This is a genomic window from Oceanobacillus piezotolerans, from assembly GCF_003665065.1.
Taxonomy (GTDB): Bacteria; Bacillota; Bacilli; order Bacillales; family Amphibacillaceae; genus Oceanobacillus; species Oceanobacillus piezotolerans.
On record NZ_RCHR01000005.1, the window covers coordinates 131499 to 148930 of the forward strand.

Annotated in this window: 16 protein-coding genes; 15 read left to right on the plus strand and 1 reads right to left on the minus strand. The window is 36.8% G+C overall.

Features of this window, described 5'->3' with window-relative positions:
- Positions 1 to 17 precede the first annotated feature (17 nt).
- From D8M04_RS14550 to rlmN, 12 genes are all read left to right on the plus strand, one after another.
- Positions 18 to 1955: an asparagine synthase-related protein gene (locus tag D8M04_RS14550; RefSeq protein WP_121524138.1), complete on the plus strand. Its 1938-nt coding sequence runs from the start codon at positions 18 to 20 to the stop codon at positions 1953 to 1955.
- A 1-nt stretch (position 1956) separates the two neighbouring features.
- Positions 1957 to 2094, plus strand: coding sequence for a paeninodin family lasso peptide (locus D8M04_RS14555; RefSeq protein ID WP_121524139.1), 138 nt, complete (start codon positions 1957 to 1959; stop codon positions 2092 to 2094).
- A gap of 198 nt (positions 2095 to 2292) precedes the next feature.
- Positions 2293 to 4227 (plus strand): asparagine synthase-related protein, encoded by a 1935-nt coding sequence (locus D8M04_RS14560; RefSeq protein WP_121524140.1) that lies wholly within the window; start codon positions 2293 to 2295, stop codon positions 4225 to 4227.
- A 21-nt stretch (positions 4228 to 4248) separates the two neighbouring features.
- Positions 4249 to 4422, plus strand: a complete 174-nt coding sequence (locus D8M04_RS20590) for a paeninodin family lasso peptide (RefSeq protein WP_121524141.1) — start codon at positions 4249 to 4251, stop codon at positions 4420 to 4422.
- A gap of 52 nt (positions 4423 to 4474) precedes the next feature.
- Positions 4475 to 5401, plus strand: coding sequence for an HPr kinase/phosphorylase (locus D8M04_RS14570; RefSeq protein WP_121524142.1), 927 nt, complete (start codon positions 4475 to 4477; stop codon positions 5399 to 5401).
- Positions 5398 to 5688, plus strand: coding sequence for a lasso peptide biosynthesis PqqD family chaperone (locus D8M04_RS14575; RefSeq protein WP_121524143.1), 291 nt, complete (start codon positions 5398 to 5400; stop codon positions 5686 to 5688). The genes D8M04_RS14570 and D8M04_RS14575 overlap by 4 nt, the downstream gene beginning before the upstream one ends.
- 15 nt (positions 5689 to 5703) lie before the next feature.
- Positions 5704 to 6144 carry a lasso peptide biosynthesis B2 protein gene (locus D8M04_RS14580; protein WP_121524144.1) on the plus strand — a complete coding sequence of 147 codons (441 nt, stop codon included), beginning with the start codon at positions 5704 to 5706 and terminating at the stop codon, positions 6142 to 6144.
- 15 nt (positions 6145 to 6159) lie between these two features.
- Positions 6160 to 7314 (plus strand): nucleotidyltransferase domain-containing protein, encoded by a 1155-nt coding sequence (locus D8M04_RS14585; protein WP_121524145.1) that lies wholly within the window; start codon positions 6160 to 6162, stop codon positions 7312 to 7314.
- 12 nt (positions 7315 to 7326) lie between these two features.
- Positions 7327 to 9117 carry an ABC transporter ATP-binding protein gene (locus D8M04_RS14590; protein ID WP_121524146.1) on the plus strand — a complete coding sequence of 597 codons (1791 nt, stop codon included), beginning with the start codon at positions 7327 to 7329 and terminating at the stop codon, positions 9115 to 9117.
- 67 nt (positions 9118 to 9184) lie between these two features.
- Positions 9185 to 9865 carry a hypothetical protein gene (locus tag D8M04_RS14595; protein ID WP_158595139.1) on the plus strand — a complete coding sequence of 227 codons (681 nt, stop codon included), beginning with the start codon at positions 9185 to 9187 and terminating at the stop codon, positions 9863 to 9865.
- A 216-nt stretch (positions 9866 to 10081) separates the two neighbouring features.
- Positions 10082 to 11059, plus strand: coding sequence for a metallophosphoesterase (locus D8M04_RS14600; protein WP_121524148.1), 978 nt, complete (start codon positions 10082 to 10084; stop codon positions 11057 to 11059).
- 307 nt (positions 11060 to 11366) lie between these two features.
- Positions 11367 to 12434, plus strand: coding sequence for a dual-specificity RNA methyltransferase RlmN (gene rlmN, locus D8M04_RS14605; RefSeq protein WP_121524149.1), 1068 nt, complete (start codon positions 11367 to 11369; stop codon positions 12432 to 12434).
- Between the two features lie 41 nt (positions 12435 to 12475).
- Here rlmN and D8M04_RS14610 read toward each other — a convergent pair whose 3' ends face one another.
- Positions 12476 to 13738 (minus strand): GGDEF domain-containing protein, encoded by a 1263-nt coding sequence (locus D8M04_RS14610; RefSeq protein WP_121524150.1) that lies wholly within the window; start codon positions 13736 to 13738, stop codon positions 12476 to 12478.
- Positions 13739 to 14279: 541 nt separating this feature from the next.
- Here D8M04_RS14610 and D8M04_RS14615 point away from each other — a divergent pair.
- From D8M04_RS14615 to D8M04_RS14625, 3 genes are all read left to right on the plus strand, one after another.
- Positions 14280 to 15446 (plus strand): ParM/StbA family protein, encoded by a 1167-nt coding sequence (locus tag D8M04_RS14615; RefSeq protein WP_121524151.1) that lies wholly within the window; start codon positions 14280 to 14282, stop codon positions 15444 to 15446.
- Between the two features lie 9 nt (positions 15447 to 15455).
- Positions 15456 to 15971 carry a hypothetical protein gene (locus D8M04_RS14620; RefSeq protein ID WP_121524152.1) on the plus strand — a complete coding sequence of 172 codons (516 nt, stop codon included), beginning with the start codon at positions 15456 to 15458 and terminating at the stop codon, positions 15969 to 15971.
- Positions 15972 to 16414: 443 nt separating this feature from the next.
- Positions 16415 to 17422 carry an ABC transporter substrate-binding protein gene (locus D8M04_RS14625; protein WP_121524153.1) on the plus strand — a complete coding sequence of 336 codons (1008 nt, stop codon included), beginning with the start codon at positions 16415 to 16417 and terminating at the stop codon, positions 17420 to 17422.
- Positions 17423 to 17432: the final 10 nt, after the last annotated feature.

Genomic DNA, 17432 nt, shown 5'->3' on the forward strand with positions numbered 1-17432 from the left:
AATAGGAAGTGAAACAAATGAGCGCCATAACAGGCATCTGCAACATAAACAAAGAACCTATCAACATCGATCATATCTCTCTTATGATGAATAACCTAAAAAGGTTCCCAGCTGACGATACAAAAATCTGGAACAAAGCAAACAACGTCTTAGGGTGCCACGCCCAATGGATCACACCAGAATCAATAGGAGAACCACTTCCTTATTACGACACCGAAAGCAAACTAGCCATCACAGCTGACGCAATCATAGATAATAGAGAGGAGCTATTTGAAAAACTGCAAGTACCAAAAGAAAAACAGAAAACAATACCTGATAGCCAATTAATTTTATTAGCCTATCAGAAATGGGGAGAAGATTGTCCAAAGTATCTAGTGGGTGACTTCTCCTTTTTTATTTGTGATGAAAAAGAACAGAAGCTATTCGGAGCAAGGGACTATTCAGGAGCGAGAACGCTTTACTATTTCAATAACATTGAGCATTTCGTTTTTTGTACGTTAATAAAACCGATTTTATTACTTCCATATGTTGAAAAGAAGCTGAATGAACAGTGGGTTGGAGATTTCTTAGCTATTCCAGATATGTTTGATTCAATTGATCCTTCTTCAACTGTCTATGAATCTATAAAGCAAGTACCACCATCACATACTATTACAGTAAAAGAAGGTAATGTTAAGCTCGCACGATATTGTAATTTGGCAGAAATTGAAGAGCTAATTTTAAAATCTGATGATGAATATGTGGAAGCATTTAAAGATGTATTTGGAAAAACGATTAATAACTACGTGAGAACCGATTTTAAGGTAGGTTCCCGATTAAGTGGAGGACTCGATTCTGGTTCCGTAGTTAGTTTTGCAGCTAGAACATTAGAAGAGCAAAACAAAGAATTGAATACGTATAGTTATGTACCTTTAGATGGATTTGAGGATTGGACACATAAAAGTAAAATTGCCGATGAAACACCATATATACAGTCAACGATTGACTATGTTGGAAACATTAAACCTAATCTGCTAAGTTTCCCAGAAAGAAGTCCATTTTCAGTAATTGATGAGTGGTTAGAGGTTTTAGAAATGCCATATAAGTTTTTTGAAAACTCACATTGGATTTCTGGAATATATCAAGAGGCTAGTCAACAAGGGATAAAAGTGATGCTTAATGGTGCCCGAGGTAATTATACCATCTCGTGGGGGAATGCTTTAGATTACTATACGAGGCTGTTAAAAAGCTTTCAATGGTTCTATTTATACAAGGAAATAAACAAGTTTATTCATGTAAAAGGAACAGGTAGAAAGAGAGTAATACAGGTTTTAATGAAAAAAGCCATTCCACAATTAACTCAAACGAATAGTGATTACTTAATGCCAATTATTATTAATCCAGACTTCGCAATGAAGGTGAATGCTTATGAACGTATTCAGAAATTCGATATTCATGCGAATGGTTCTGACATCCCCGATACGTTTACTGCTAGAAGAAACCAGTTTGAGAAATTATTTTACCGAAGTAATGGAGCCATTGATACAAAATTTTCGCTAAGAGACAATATATGGAATCGTGATCCAACAAATGATATACGAGTAGCCCAGTTTTGTTTGTCAGTACCCAATTCACAATATATTCATAATGGTTGGGATAGAGCTTTAATTCGGAGAGCAACGAAAAATATATTACCAGATAAAGTAAGGTTAAATCATCTTTATAAAGGAATTCAAGGTGCCGACGGAATACAAAGGATGCTACCCAATTGGGGAGAATTCATAAAACAACTTCAAAATATGATTGATAGTCCCGTTATGGGTGAGTATTTAAATCTAGAGGTAATAAAACAGGCATTTATAAAAGTGAAGGATAACCCCCAGCCAGAACTAATCCTAGATTTAGATTTTAAAATCCTTATGAGAAGTCTCATTTTATATAGATTTCTAAAAAAAGAATTTAAGGAGGTGATATGAAATGAAAAAGGAATGGAGAAATCCTGAATTATCAATTCTTAATATTAATTTAACAATGGCAGGACCAGGAATTAAAACTCCTGATGAAGTTCAACCAGATCCAGACGCACATGAGCATGATGTAGTACATTACAGCTAGTGAGATAATAAGGTCCTCTTTATCTAAAGTGGACCTTATTTTAATATCAACCGATAGAAAGGTTTCGAATATAGGTTGACTTTATATTTGAAAAACAGTAAATTTATCCTATATAGTTCTTTATAAAGAACATATTAATTTTAACATACTTGTTTTATAGCAGTTAATGTCGTTATTAAGAACGCAGGTGGAGATGTTATGAGTGCAATTCAGGGAATTATGCATTCCGGGAGTATAGCACAAAGTCTAGTTTGCAATACATTTATGGAAGCATTAAATCAATTTCCTTTTGAATCTATAAATACTTTCTATCAAGACAATATTTTCTTATCCTGCCACAACCAATGGATCACAACAGAATCTATTGGTGAAAAGCTTCCATATTACGATTATCAAAGACAGCTTGCCATCATATCTGACGCTATCATTGATAATCGAGAAGAACTTTTTCAGCAATTACAAATTTGTAAATCAGAACAAAAGACAATTCCAGACAGTAAACTCATCTTACTAGCTTACTATAAATGGGGAAAGCAAGCACCCAAATACTTCCAAGGTGATTTTGCTTTTATGATCTGGGACGAAAAAAATAAGCATCTATTCGGAGCAAGGGATTTCTCTGGAGCAAGAACTCTATACTATCACCATAATCAGTCCTATTTTGCCTTTTCAACCATTATTGAATCCTTATTGCGGTTACCATATGTTGAAAAAAAACTAAATGAAGAATGGCTTGCTGAATATTTAGCAATTCCAACTATGGTTGAAGCGGTGGATATGCAATCAACGGTTTATAGGAATATCTATCAAGTTCCTCCCTCACATAGTATTACGATTAAAGATGGTAAGGTATCTCTTTCTAGGTATTGCACAATTGAAATAAAGAAACCATTAAAGCTGAATTCCAATGAGGAGTATGAAGAAGCTTTTCGGGAGGTCTTTCAAAGAGCTGTACAAACAAGGCTTCGAACACATGGGGAAGTTGGCTCCCACCTTAGTGGAGGACTAGATTCTGGTTCAGTAGTCAGTTTTGCTTCTAGGGAGCTAAAGAAGGAGAATAAACTATTACACACATATAGTTATATTCCAGAAGAAGATTTTGTGGATTTTACACCAAATTATTATCTAGCCAATGAGAAGCCATATATTAAAGAAACGGTAAACTTCGCTGGAAATATCTCTGACAATTATCTGGATTTTAAGGGAAAAAGCCCAGTTAATGAAATTGACTCTTTCATGGATATGATGGAAATGCCATATAAGTTCTTTGAAAACGCCTTTTGGTTAAAAGGAATTTTTGAGGAAGCAAATAAAAAAGGGATAAAAATACTCCTGAATGGTGCTAGAGGAAACCATACAATATCATGGGGATCAATGACCTTAACCTTCAATTACTATGCTGAATTAATGAAAAAGATACGATTAATTAAACTAATTCATGAACTTGATAGATATTGCTATAACTTTTATACTGGCAAATCTGTAATGCTGCCATTTGTAGCTAAAAGAGCATTCTCCGGCTTGTTTCATAAAAAGGAGCAAACAGAAAACTCATTTCCAACTTTCATTAATCCTATGTTTGCCCAGAAGACAAAAGTATTTGAGAAGCTAGAAGCGTATGGCCTTAGCTCCATAACGAATCCAAGTGATATGACAGAATATCGTAAAGAATATTTCAAAAAACTATTTGTTTGGAATAAAAGTGGAGTGGCAGGAACTAAGCTTTCTTTACGTTACGGGGTTTGGGAACGAGATCCAACGAATGATATTAATGTTATTCGCTTTTGTCTTGCGTTGCCCGAGGAACAGTTTGTAACCGATGGATTGGCAAGATCCATTATTCGAAGGTCTACAAAAGGAATTCTGCCAGAGAAAGTTAGGTTAAATCACCATATTCGAGGAATTCAAGGGGCGGATGTTATCCATCGAATGAAACCAGAGTGGAATAATTTTATGAAAGAATTAGAGGAGTTATCCAATCATTCATGGATGAAAGAATTCATAAAAGAAAAAACAATAAAGGATGCTATAACCTTCATTGGTAAGAACCCTAAAGATGAAATTCTTTTTACGAATGAATTTAAAATACTAACTAGAAGTTTAATCGTATACCGATTTTTGAAACGACTTTAGTGAAGGGAGGGGTGGAGAGAGGTGAAAAGGACTTGGAACAGACCTAAATTAGAGATCTTAGATGTAAGTATGACCATGAATGGTCCTGGTAATGCCAATGCAGATTGCTTTGATGTTTCTGATGGAAAGCACGAAACTCATAATGGTAGATCAAATGCGAGTTGCAGAGTTAAAGGCATAATTTCAGCTAGCTAATTAGAGAGTCCTTATTTTATATAAGGACTCTTGTTAAAAAAGAGGGAGAATAATGAAAGATAAAGATATCAAGATGTATACAGCCTTTGGTCTAAATATATCAAGTATATATGATTTACCAGAACTATATTTAACAAATAAGACCACACCAGACATCACCATCATAAAACAAGATCTAACCAAGCAATGGGCACAATTTTCTGAGCCAAACCGTTATTTCTATGTATCTGAAAAACTTTGTTTATTCCAAGTCCCTGAAGTAGCTATTTTCAAAATTGAAAATGGCAATACCATCTCAGTGTCGCCATATCCTAATACACATGATGATCAAATACGGCTTTATCTTTTAGGAACATGTATGGGTGCAATACTCATGCAACGCAACATACTCCCGCTCCACGGCAGCGCAATTGCTATTAACGGCAAAGCATATGCCATTGTTGGAGATTCCGGTGCAGGAAAGTCCACACTTGCGTCTGCATTTTTAAAACGTGGATACCAATTACTAAGTGATGATGTCATTGCCCTAACACTCAATGAAAGAGAGATCCCAATTGTTACACCTTCGTATCCTCAGCAAAAACTATGGCAAGAGAGTTTAAATCATTTTGGAATGGAATCACAGAAACTACGGCCCATTATTGAACGTGAGACGAAGTTCGCGGTTCCAGTAAAGTCTCAATTTATCTCTCGTCCAATGCCTCTAGCAGGTGTTATTGAATTAACAAAAAAAGAAAGCGGACAAACAGAAATTATGCCTATCCAGGATTTAGAGCGACTACACAAGATATTCACACATACATACCGCAATTTCCTAATCCAACGCTTCGGAATAATGGAGTGGCACTTTAATACATCCGCAAAAATGGTCAATAAACTTGATTTCTTTCAAATAAGAAGGCCAGAGTCTCATTTTACGGCCTATGAATTGGTGGATCTTATATTAATGAATGTTCAAAAGGAGGAGAAAGTGATATGAATAATAGTCTTTCCTTGCTTCAGGTATATAGTCAAGTAGAGGGCAATATCGTCAGCGATATGGACGGGGAAAAAGTCATGTTAAGTATCCAAAACGGAAAATACTACAATTTGGGCGAAATTGGTGGGGAGATTTGGGACCAGATAAAGCAGCCTAAGGGTATGGAAGAAATTGTGGAATACCTGCAAACACAATATGACGTTAGTAAGGAAGAATGTACGGAACAGGTAACGGCCTTCCTTGAACAGTTGCTTGCTGAGGGACTAATTAAAATAGAAAATGCATAGAAAGGATAGAGCCTCATGCGAAAAATAAAACTTTTATTAATGATGGATAATCGAATAAAAATGCTCTTATTAGAATCCTATATATATTTAGCCTGGGCTCGCATTCTTAAGCTATTCCCATTTTCAAAAGTCGCCCCAACCCTCGGGGAAAACATGATAGAAACGTCAACGCATGTCGAGTCCGCACACCGAAAAACATTGGCAGAAATCTCTCAAGCAATTCATACCATGAGCAAGTATACATTCTGGGAAAGTGAATGCCTTGTTAAAGCAATCGCAGCATTGAAAATGCTAGAAAAGAGAAAAATTGAAAGCACGCTTTATTTAGGGACGGCAAAGGACGAAAATGGAAAGCTAATTGCCCATGCATGGCTGAGAAGTGGACCTTTTTATGTGACTGGTGCAGCAGGTAGAGAGCGGTTTACGGTCGTTAGTATTTTTGCCAGAAATGTATAAGGTAAGGGGAAAAACATGAACACATTAAACCTAACAGCGATTCCAAAAGAGTTAAACGTTATATTAGCACTATTAAGGGGAGAGAAACAAATTCCCTATGAAGGAATAGATTGGAACAATTTGAATGACCTTGCCCTACATCATCGTTTATTCCCAGTTCTATACCTAAAGCTAAAACAGCAGAAGGAAAGCACTGTACCAAGTGGAGTGCTCCAATTCTTTGCTAATCAATACAAAAGAAATACCTTTCAAATGTTAAGGCTTAGTGCGGTAACAGAACAATTAAGCAAGGCTTTTTCGGAGCAAAAGATCCCGCTTCTTTTATTAAAAGGACCTGCACTTGCTCATTATTTGTATGGGGATATCTCCCTTAGAACTTCAAGTGATCTAGATTTCTTGATTCCGATTCAGAAACTTGACCGCGCAGAGAAGTTACTGAAGGAATTAGGCTATGAGAAAGATGATTACATTAAAACGGTGTTAAACGACTGGAAATGGCGTCATCATCATGTTACCTTTATTCATCCAGATCAAGGCACAAAGGTAGAACTTCATTGGCGACTAAACCCAGGTCCTTCAAAAGAGCCAGCCTTTAAAGAATTGTGGCAGCGAAAGTCTGTTAGTGAGCTTACTAGCTATCCTGTCTATCTATTAGGAAAAGAAGATTTATTACTATTCTTAATCATGCATGGTTCTCGCCATGGCTGGTCGCGTCTTCGCTGGTTAGCGGATATCCAAGAGTTGATACACCAAGAAATAGACTGGAAGCAAGTTAATCATCTTTTAGTAAAATATGACTGTCACCGCGCATTGGGACAAGGAATCCTATTAGCAACGAATCTTTTCCAGTTCACAATAAACTCAAACATACAAAATTTTATCCGAACAGCTTCTGCAAAAAAATTAGCACAGAGAGCTGTTTTTTATTTCGAAAGAATGGTCAATCTTCACACCGACCCTGTACCAGAAGAGGTATCACACTATCATAGACAGTATTTGTTTGCGGTTATGAGCCTGCAGCAGAAACTGATTTTTATCCTAAGCTTTTTATATCCATACCCAGAAGATAGAGACACATTGCCATTGCCAAAGGCAATTCATTTTCTCTACTTCCCATTACGTCCATTTTTATGGCTATACAGAAAAACAAGAAAACCAGCTGTATCCTAGGAGGATTACGAAATGAAATCCATTCTCTATTTTTTAAAGCAAATTCACTCCTATTCAGGAAAGATTATCTATATCAATTTAACTGCCATGGCTAGCATTGGTTTACTAGAAGGGGTGGCCATTCTATTACTAGTGCCGTTAATCAGCATGAGTGGAGTCATTGATTTAGGAATAGATACGATTCCTCTCCTTCAAGTATTTAGCTTTATGGAAAATATTCCGGCCTCAGTAGGTCTTCCTATTATTCTTATATTTTATGTATTTCTTGTGGTCGGACAGAATATCGTTAAGCGCCAATTAACCGTAAAAAATACGTCTATTCAGCAAGGTTTCCTGCGTTATATGCGTGTGGAAACGTATCGTTCCTTACTACATGCCAACTGGTCTTTTTTTATCAAGCATAGAAAGTCAGATTTAATTAATATTCTTACAGGAGAGATAGCTCGTTCCAGTGCTGGAGCCTATTCCGTCCTGCAGTTTATTGCATCACTTGGATTTTCTTTCATCCAAATTACACTTGCCTTTGTACTTTCGCCAAGTATTACGACCTTTGTGCTTCTATGTGGGTTAGTCCTTATTTTCTTTAATCGTAAGTTCCTCAAGCGTTCACTAGCACTAGGTAGCCGTAATTATGAGCTGGGAAGAGAATATCTAGGTGGCATTACGGATCAAGTAAACGGAATTAAGGATATTAAGAGTAATACATTAGAAGCCTCGAGAATAGAATGGTTTGAATCGGTTACTGAAAAAATGGAAGCGGAACAAGTAGAGTATACGAGGTTAAAATCTACCTCACAGCTCTATTATAAAATTGCGTCCGCTGTTTTAATTGCCGCCTTTATCTATTTTGCACTTATGCTATTTCAGGCGCAGGCAGCACAGCTTTTATTGATTATCGCCATTTTTTCTAGGCTTTGGCCGACAGTTGCTGGGATACAGGCATCGATGGAGCAGATTGCGACCACCATACCTTCATTTAAGGCTGTGATTTCCTTACAAAACGAATGTAGGCAATCGGCGGAGTTTGAAATCGGCAGCGAAAATAAGCATGCGCTTCAAGTCAACTATCAGATCCAGTGTGAAAATGTCTTTTTTCGATATAATAGTCAAACGCAATATGCCTTAGAATCTATTGATCTTACTATTCCAGCAAATCAGATGACCGCGTTTGTAGGCAGGTCTGGCGCGGGAAAGAGTACGTTAATCGATATCTTAATGGGACTAAATAAACCCGAGAAAGGGCAAGTACTGATAGATGGAAGGCCTTTAAGAAGCGATCAGCTCACTTCTTTAAGAAGAGCGATTAGCTATGTGCCGCAAGATCCATTTTTGTTTAATACGACCGTTAGAGAAAACCTGGAATTAGTGAACGGAAAGGCAACAGAAGGGGAGATATGGGAAGCCTTAGAGTTTTCCTCAGCAGCGGAATTTGTCCAGAAGCTTCCGAACGGACTCGATACTGTCATTGGCGATAGGGGAGTAAAGTTATCTGGGGGGGAGCGCCAGCGGCTGGTGTTGGCTCGTGCAATCCTACGTAATCCTTCCATCCTTGTATTGGATGAAGCGACAAGTGCATTAGATACAGAAAATGAGGCAAAAATCCAAGGTGCATTAGAGCGACTGAAAGGGAGAATGACCATTATCGTCATTGCACACCGCCTATCTACGATTAAAAATGCAGATAAGGTGGTTGTACTAGAAGAGGGGAGAATCATTCAAGAAGGTGCATTTGCTAAGCTCTCTGTAGAAAAGAAAGGAGTATTTAGCCATTTGTTACGCCATCAGTTGGAAGCAATACAATAGTATATCTTTTATGTTTTAAAAACTAATGTTCTTTAATGATTACAGTAAATATAGAAGGAGCGGAGCGATGACATTTATTGCCGGAATCTATCATTTTAATCAAGACCCCGTCCCAGGTAATACTGCATTTGAAATGATGAAAAAGACGAGCAATAACTTAGTAAATGCCATGCTTTGGCAGGAAGGCCCTGTTTTCCTTGGATGGAGCGATAATAGTACAGAGTCCGTGTTACATGACTCTGATGGATATAAATTGGTTATTGCAGCTGACTCTAGTATTGATAATCTCGATGAATTGTCTATCAAGTTAGATTTTGATCGATCTGAAGAGCCGTCTGGAAATCTGCTGCTTTTACAAGCATATCAAAAATGGAAAAAGGATATGGTTATTCGGCTTGCCGGTGAATATGCTTTTATGATTTGGGATGAGAGAGAGCAAAGTCTTTTTGGAGCTAGAGATGTATCAGGAAATAGAATGCTGTATTATCATGCTAATCCAAATCAATTTGCGTTTTGTACAAAAATGGAGGCATTACTGACACTGCCTTTTATAGAAAAGCAGCTTGATACAAGATGGTTTGAAGCCCATATGAATGAAGACATGGAGGTAGCTGATGAATCGCTAACACCATACGTAAGCATCAATCAGCTTCCTCCAGGATTTTGCATGTTAGTAAATAATCAGATTGAGATAATCAATTCATTCTCTCGAACAGTAAGGAATAAGAGAATCGATTCGTATATATAATAAAAGTATTTTAACCGGTATGTAGTGCAGTTTAGGAGTAAGAAATACTACTAAGGAGCGACTTTACAGAAAGAAGGAGTAAATTTTTCTGCTGTTAGGACTACTATCAAGGCTGGTAGAGCAACTTCTAGCAAAAGTAGGGCAAGATTCTATACTTTAGGAGCAACTTCACGGTTTCTTAAGGTCGAGGGATAAAATGTATTGGAGAGCGAGTTTATGATGAAAAAGCTTTGGTTTGTAGTCCTACTTTTATTAATAATGGTGGTTGTCTATACGATCTGGGATAATAATAGATTTATTATCGTTGAAGAGGAAATCGAAATAGACAACCTTCCACCTGAGTTAGAAGGGATACGTATCCTTCAAATTTCAGATATGCATGAGAAGGAATTTGGTAAGGGGCAAACAAAGCTAATCAAAGCAATTAATCAGCTTGAATATGATGTCATTGTTTTTACAGGCGATATGTTAGACGACACAGAAAGTAAGAATTACACTTCTTTCTATGCGTTAATTGAGGGAATCAATAACAAGGAATTTGCCTGGTTCGTCCCGGGAAATACAGATCCAGAGAGTTATAGCATTGGCAAAAGGATAGAAAAAAGTGAGTTTATTAAAGGGATGGAAGAAAGAGGGGTTTCCTTGCTAGAGTCTATGGATAGCTTAACAGTTGGAGATAGGGAACTCTACTTTACTAATCTAGATCTATCTATTATATCTAATCCAGACTATATTGGACGTGTGCCGGGTGTGGTCAACCCTGAATATGCGAGGGAAGAGGCTTTTCTTCAACACCAAGAATTTTTATGGAAAGAAATGATGCAAGCTTTTAACCAAATGAGTGACTCGGATGTGCTGGTTGGATTAAATCATTATCCTGTCCCCGATAATCGTATAGATTCCATTAAAAGTCATCCGGATTTAGAGTGGAGAAATATGGATCTGATTATAGCAGGCCATTATCATGGTGGACAAATTCGTCTACCGATTGTAGGGGCTTTGTTTATACCTGAGCCTTGGCATAAGCGAGCTGGTTTGTTTCCTCCTAATGACCGCGTGAAGGGGTTATGGGAGTACGAGGGGACAAAGCAATACGTAAGTACAGGTCTCGGTAGCAGTGATGCCTTTTCCTTTTTAGATTTTCGTTTGTTTAATACACCGGAAATTAATGTGTTAACATTAAAGCGTGAATAAAGGCTAGTTCGCTGGCCGACTAGCCTCTCAAAAGATGGAAGTCACTAACGAAGGTAAACGTCTAAAGCTGTGAAAAATACAGTCCGCAAACTAGAAATACAATTCGTCCACGAAAAAATATAGTCTCCCGTTAAAAATATATTCCATCCATATGAAATACAGTCCGGAATGAAGAATTAAGCAATGTTTTTATAATATAGAGTATGAAAAGTGGCCACCAGCCACAAGTTTCCATTTGCAACATCATACTTAATTATCGTATGATGTAGGATAGAATGAAAAGAATCGAAATGAGGTTAAACGGATAATGAGTAAAACATCCATATATGGGTTAACGTACGACCAATTGCAAGATTGGTTAATGGAACACGGGCAAAAACGGTTTAGAGCTGAGCAGGTATGGAATTGGCTTTATAAAAAGCGTATCGGAAGCTTTGAAGAAATGAAGAATGTAAACAAGGATACCATTGAACTATTAACAGAAAACTTCGTCCTGCACACCCTTGATGAGGAAATTAGACAAGAATCAAAGGATGGGACGATTAAATTTCTATTTAAGCTAGAGGATGGAAACCTGATAGAAACAGTCTTAATGCGATTTCATTACGGACTCTCTGTATGTGTAACCACACAAGTAGGCTGTAATATTGGCTGTTCCTTCTGTGCGAGTGGGTTATTAAGAAAGAGTCGTGATCTAACTAGTGGAGAAATCGTAGAGCAAATTATGAACGTGCAGAAGCATTTAGATGCCATGGGTAAAGATGAAAGGGTTAGCCATATTGTTGTAATGGGTATTGGAGAACCTTTGGATAACTATGATAATCTAATGAAATTCCTATACGTTGTGAATGATGACAAAGGGCTAAATATCGGTGCAAGACACATAACAGTATCTACAAGTGGGCTTGCGCATAAGATATATGATTTTGCTGATACAGACATTCAAGTAAATCTAGCTATCTCGCTGCATGCACCGAATAATGAGCTCCGTACTAGCATTATGAAGATAAATAAAGCATTTCCTATTGAAAAATTAATGAAGTCTGTCGAATATTATCTAGAGAAGAAAAATCGACGAATTACGTACGAGTATATTATGCTGAGGGATGTCAACGACCATAAGGAAGAGGCGCTGCAACTAGCTAAATTAATTCATAATCACCGTCATTTAGCCTACGTCAACCTAATTCCTTACAATACAGTGGATGAGCATATCGATTATCAGCGAAGTGATTCAACATCGATTCAAATCTTTTTCGAAACATTAAAAGAGCAGGGCATTAATTGTGGCGTACGCTGGGAAAATGGTGCCGATATTGATGCAGCATGCGGACAATTAAGAAGTAAACAGATTAAAAAAACGAAAGCTGTATAAATAAAAAGAAACCTGGATATAAAAGATCGCCAGGTTTCTTTTTATTTCATATTATAACGAGCAGAAAGAGGGAGCCCAATTAGCCCGTTCTTTCCGTTTACTCTATTCTTGCCTAATTTTTTCGCTTTTAGTAAAAGATCGTCGGCCATAGAATAAGCGTTTTTAATATGGAAATCCTCTGTAGCTTTATAGTAATAAACCCCAAAAGAAGCTGTGTAAGGCAATTTTACATTCTTTGTTTGATACTCGGCCTCTACTTCGCTATTTTTCACTATATCTTTTAAGCTTTCAACGAGATCCATGCATTCTCTAAACGTTCGTTCTGTAAGAATCAAGGTAAATTCCTCTCCGCCACTTCGGAATATATAGTCATTTTCTTGTAAATTACTTTTAAGAGTGGCAGCGAAGTGCTGGATCACACTGTCTCCTACAGTATGATTATATGTATCATTAATACTCTTAAACGAATCTATATCCCCCACGACAATAGCAATATTTTCTCCTGAATGATTATATTCGTTCATAATCTTATTCATATAGGCTCTATTATGTACTTTGGATAGGAAATCTGTATATGCCATCTGCTCGTAGCGATCACGCTCTAACTTGTGTTTCGCACTTTGTGATTTTACGATTAAAGATCGGCTTACAAGGTAGTTTAGTACAAATAATGCGAGCAGCAGATTCCATTGTTGCTCCAGCAAAAAGACATAAAGTAATCCATTCGACACCGCCTTTTTTAGCGTGTCATTGAAGCTTCTGGTCTTCATAAAATCTATTACATCTTTAAATGATTTGATATCTCCTATGGAATAGAATACAACACTGAGATAAATGTCAGATAAGAAATTCAGGAGAATGACAATCAGGACAACAATCAGCCAATATGCAAAACTACTGTCTCCCATCAAGCCACTAAAATAGTGAAATAGATAAAAACCAATTGCATGATTTAACGCAAATGCACCTATGTTATAAAAAGTATGCAAAAATTCATCTTCGTCTGCTGTATCACTGTATTTCCGCTCAAAATATGTATAAAAACGACTAATAAATTCATATATAAAGACACCTAAGGGACCTGTAAACATAGCTATCGATAATCCATATGAGATACTATATTCCAAATTTAGGTTCCCTTTTTTGAATGTAGTATTTAAATGAGAATAGAGGAAGGTAAATAGTAGATAAATAAGTAATGCGTTTATATACATTCCGAATTCTATCTCTATTGGGCCAGATGAAAATGCAACAAATACCGACAGGATAAATAACCCAATGATAAAGATTCTTAACCTTAGCATTTTAACCTCGCCTCCTTTGATTTGGACTGTTGAATTACCATTACTAATCTTTAAGAGTACATTCTAAATACCTAGTAAATTTTCCCTGTTTTTATAATATCATACCATACATAAATAAATTAGAGTTATTAAGAATAACAATTTTCCCAAAACTTCACGTTTATTTTATAGATAGGCAATATCTTAACTCAGAACTTCAGATGCCTTTATATCATATAAGAGGGTGCGATGCTATTTAAATTTATTTATTTTTAAAACAAGATGATTGGGGAGGGGACGAAAATCTTAAGAACACAAAAGTGAATACAAGAATACATAATTGTATACAAATGTTTACAAAAAAGTAAACATGATTACAAAAGCGTACGCGAGTTGATTTAATAGCGTTTGCAAAAAGTATATAAGAAAACAAAAAAGAATACGCTATGAAGTGTACATGAAAACAAAAAAGAATACGAAAATAGTCTCATTGTATATTTTATGAAAAAAGAGTAATCTATAATAGTAGATAGATTGGTAGAAAAGAGAGGAGTATTTAAAAATGACAAAAGCTAGAATAGCTGCAGTTGATGTCGGTAATGATGCGTTAAAAGGAATTTTCGGCAAACTAGAAAATGAATTATATATACCTAATGTGATCGCTCCGGATTTAGAGGATCGTCCAGTAATAGGAATAGAAGAGTTAGATAATAAAGATGTATTGGACAATATACATATCCGTGTCCACTCTCCTGCTTTAGAAGAAAATGGAGTAATTTACCGAGTTGGGAATCTAGCAACGAAGACAACCAACTCTCAGGAATTAGATCCTGGCAGCAGCAAATCAGAGGAAGATCAAACTCTTGTCATGCTTTTTGCGGCATTAGCACTAGATTCTGTAACTAACTCTGATTTCAAAGAGAAAAGTGATGTTATCGATGCAAACTATATTTTAGGAACAGGATTACCATTAAGAGAAGTTAAAGAAGGAAAGGATGTTGGCTATCGTTCCCAGCTTCTTGGTTCTGTTCACCAGGTTGAATTCTTAGTTACTCCTAAATATCAAGGTAAGCGAGTAAACATTAAATTTGAGGAAGTAAAAGTATATCCTGAAGGTTTCGCAGCCTATGTAAACTTAATTATGGATAATGATTTAAAAGTCATTAATAAGGATCTAATAGATAAGCAAATACTTATCCAGGATATTGGTGGGTTATCAACAGATATTGCTGTTATTAGAAATCGTAATGTAGATGATGATAAAGCGCAGGGCTTTAACTTAGGTGTGTCGGAATCGTTAGAACAAATTAGAGAAGAAATAAGAAGCCGTCATGGGGTTGAACTAGATAGCCGTAGAGACGTGGTGGACATTATTACCCGTAATAATGACAGAAACCACATTATGGTAAAAGGAAGCAGAACAAATGTACATGATATTACCGACCACATCTTGTTAGAACTAGCGAAGAAGGAATATCGCTACTTACGCAATGTCTGGTCTAAGAACTCTCAATCAGAAATTTGTTATTTTGTAGGTGGAGGATCAGCGGTCCTAAAGGATTATATCAAAGCATTAAATAACAAGTTAGATGGCTTTAATATAGAATTCTTTGAAGATGAACAAGAAAGTATCTGGATGATGGCGAATGCTTACTATAAACTAATCTTAGATTTTGTTAGAAAAACGGAGAATGCGGTTAAAAAAGAAAAAGCGTCTGAAGCAAAATAAGGTGAGTAGATGACAAAGAAAGGCATAGAAAGAGGACAATCCATTACTTTTCGAGTTCCCTCAGATACGCCAGACTACTTATTGAAGCAGTTATCGAGGCTAAAAGAAACAGAGAGACGGAACTTTTCAAGTACTATTGCAAGTTTTGTTTTAAAAGGTGTAAATGAATCATATTCGAAAGAGCGGGAAACGGTGACAATACCTTTACCAAGAAAGCTTACAAAGGAACAAAAAAGCTGGTTGAAACATGAGCATTCTGAAGCATTAATAGGAACCATACTATATGAATTGCTGACAGATCCAATGCGAGCAACCACTCTGTTTTCCTCCCTGACAAATAACCAGGAATTTAGTTTATCGTATCAAGAGGAGGCGGTTTCCGAAGAACCCGCTCCATCATTAAATGATTTGTCAGATCTAGATGAGATGGACACTGACATATTAGATTTTGATAAGCCCGAGGAACAGGAAGAGACGGAGGATGCAGATCCGCTTGGTGATTTCTTTTCAAGTATGAACAAATGATAAGAAGCTGTTGAATATTCTATTCAACAGCTTTTTTCTATGGTGGCAGGAGGGTATTATCCTTCTATTTTATGAAACTTCTTCACGCCGACAGGAAAATATTATCTTGGATATATAATGGCAAGGTCAGCAAAATAACCTACCCTGCCGTGTAAAATAAAAAGAAGGCCGCCAAAAACAGCAATGTTAAGGCGGCAAGGGGTATTCAAATGTAATATACCATAAAAATAACATCCAACACTTAATTTAAAGAAAATTTAAACAAAAGTTAAATCTGTGTTTACAATTAACCGAGAAAGGGAGAACGCGGACTAATTCACTCTAAAGAAAAATTCATAAAATTTATACCATTAGGAAAAAAGGTATAGAAGATATATTAAATCTATGCTATAATCACGTTTAAATATTTAGAAACTTTAGCACTGTAAATGGGGGAAGCGTAAATGAAGAGAATGTTACAATTTTTAGCGTTAATTAGTATGATTGCTTTTCTAGCTGCTTGTGGTTCCGATGAAGAAGGAAGTAATGCAGAGGATAGTACAGCTTCTGAAGGAGGAGAAACCTATAAGATTGGTGCAACGCAAATTGTGGAACACCCGTCGTTAGACCGAGCTTATGAAGGTTTCCAAGCTGCTTTGGAGGAAGCGGGAGTTAATGCAGAATATGATTTTCAAAGTGCACAAAATGACCAAAATAATGTAAAACCAATTTCGGATGGCTTTGTTGCAGATGGAGTTGACTTAATTTTTGCAAATTCTACTCCTAGTGCATTGGGTGCTTTACAAGCAACCTCTGACATTCCGATTCTATTCACATCTGTTACAGATGCAGTAGATGCAGGTTTAGTGCCTTCAATGGAGGAGGCAGGAGAAAATATTACCGGAGTAACAGACTTACACCCAGATGCGATTAAGGAAACAGTAGACTTTATTGATGCTGAATTTCCAGATGGGTCTGTAGGTATGGTTTACAATGCTGGTGAGCAAAACTCTGTTAAACAAGTAGAAGAGGTAAAAGCAGCTGCTGAAGAATTAGGGTTAACAGTTGTAGAACGTACTGTTGCGAATTCAGCAGAGGTTCAACAAGCTGCTACCACCTTAGTTGGAGAAGCTGACGTATTTTACATTATTACAGATAACACAGTTGTATCTGCTTTAGATAGTGTAGTTGGTGTGGCGAACGATCAGGATATTCCACTTATCGTTGGAGAGCCGGACTCCGTAGAAAAAGGCGGATTTGCTACCTTTGGAATAGATTATTACACAATCGGATACCGTACAGGCGAAATGGCTGCAGAAATTCTCACAGGTGAGAAATCTCCGAGTGAAATTGCTCCTGAATACCCGCCAGAAATTCAGTTGTTTATCAATAAAGGAGCTGCTGAAGAGCAAGGTGTGGAGTGGAACGAAGAATGGGATGATGCAGCTCAATTTATTGAGACACCGAAATAAGAGTGACTGG

Coding starts and splice junctions, on each gene's coding strand:
- D8M04_RS14550 (WP_121524138.1), top strand. CDS start 18: ATGAGCGCCATAACAGGCATCTGCAACATAAACAAAGAACCTATCAAC.
- D8M04_RS14555 (WP_121524139.1), top strand. CDS start 1,957: ATGAAAAAGGAATGGAGAAATCCTGAATTATCAATTCTTAATATTAAT.
- D8M04_RS14560 (WP_121524140.1), top strand. CDS start 2,293: ATGAGTGCAATTCAGGGAATTATGCATTCCGGGAGTATAGCACAAAGT.
- D8M04_RS14570 (WP_121524142.1), top strand. CDS start 4,475: ATGAAAGATAAAGATATCAAGATGTATACAGCCTTTGGTCTAAATATA.
- D8M04_RS14575 (WP_121524143.1), top strand. CDS start 5,398: ATGAATAATAGTCTTTCCTTGCTTCAGGTATATAGTCAAGTAGAGGGC.
- D8M04_RS14580 (WP_121524144.1), top strand. CDS start 5,704: ATGCGAAAAATAAAACTTTTATTAATGATGGATAATCGAATAAAAATG.
- D8M04_RS14585 (WP_121524145.1), top strand. CDS start 6,160: ATGAACACATTAAACCTAACAGCGATTCCAAAAGAGTTAAACGTTATA.
- D8M04_RS14590 (WP_121524146.1), top strand. CDS start 7,327: ATGAAATCCATTCTCTATTTTTTAAAGCAAATTCACTCCTATTCAGGA.
- D8M04_RS14595 (WP_158595139.1), top strand. CDS start 9,185: ATGACATTTATTGCCGGAATCTATCATTTTAATCAAGACCCCGTCCCA.
- D8M04_RS14600 (WP_121524148.1), top strand. CDS start 10,082: ATGATGAAAAAGCTTTGGTTTGTAGTCCTACTTTTATTAATAATGGTG.
- rlmN (WP_121524149.1), top strand. CDS start 11,367: ATGAGTAAAACATCCATATATGGGTTAACGTACGACCAATTGCAAGAT.
- D8M04_RS14610 (WP_121524150.1), bottom strand. CDS start 13,738: ATGCTAAGGTTAAGAATCTTTATCATTGGGTTATTTATCCTGTCGGTA.
- D8M04_RS14615 (WP_121524151.1), top strand. CDS start 14,280: ATGACAAAAGCTAGAATAGCTGCAGTTGATGTCGGTAATGATGCGTTA.
- D8M04_RS14620 (WP_121524152.1), top strand. CDS start 15,456: ATGACAAAGAAAGGCATAGAAAGAGGACAATCCATTACTTTTCGAGTT.
- D8M04_RS14625 (WP_121524153.1), top strand. CDS start 16,415: ATGAAGAGAATGTTACAATTTTTAGCGTTAATTAGTATGATTGCTTTT.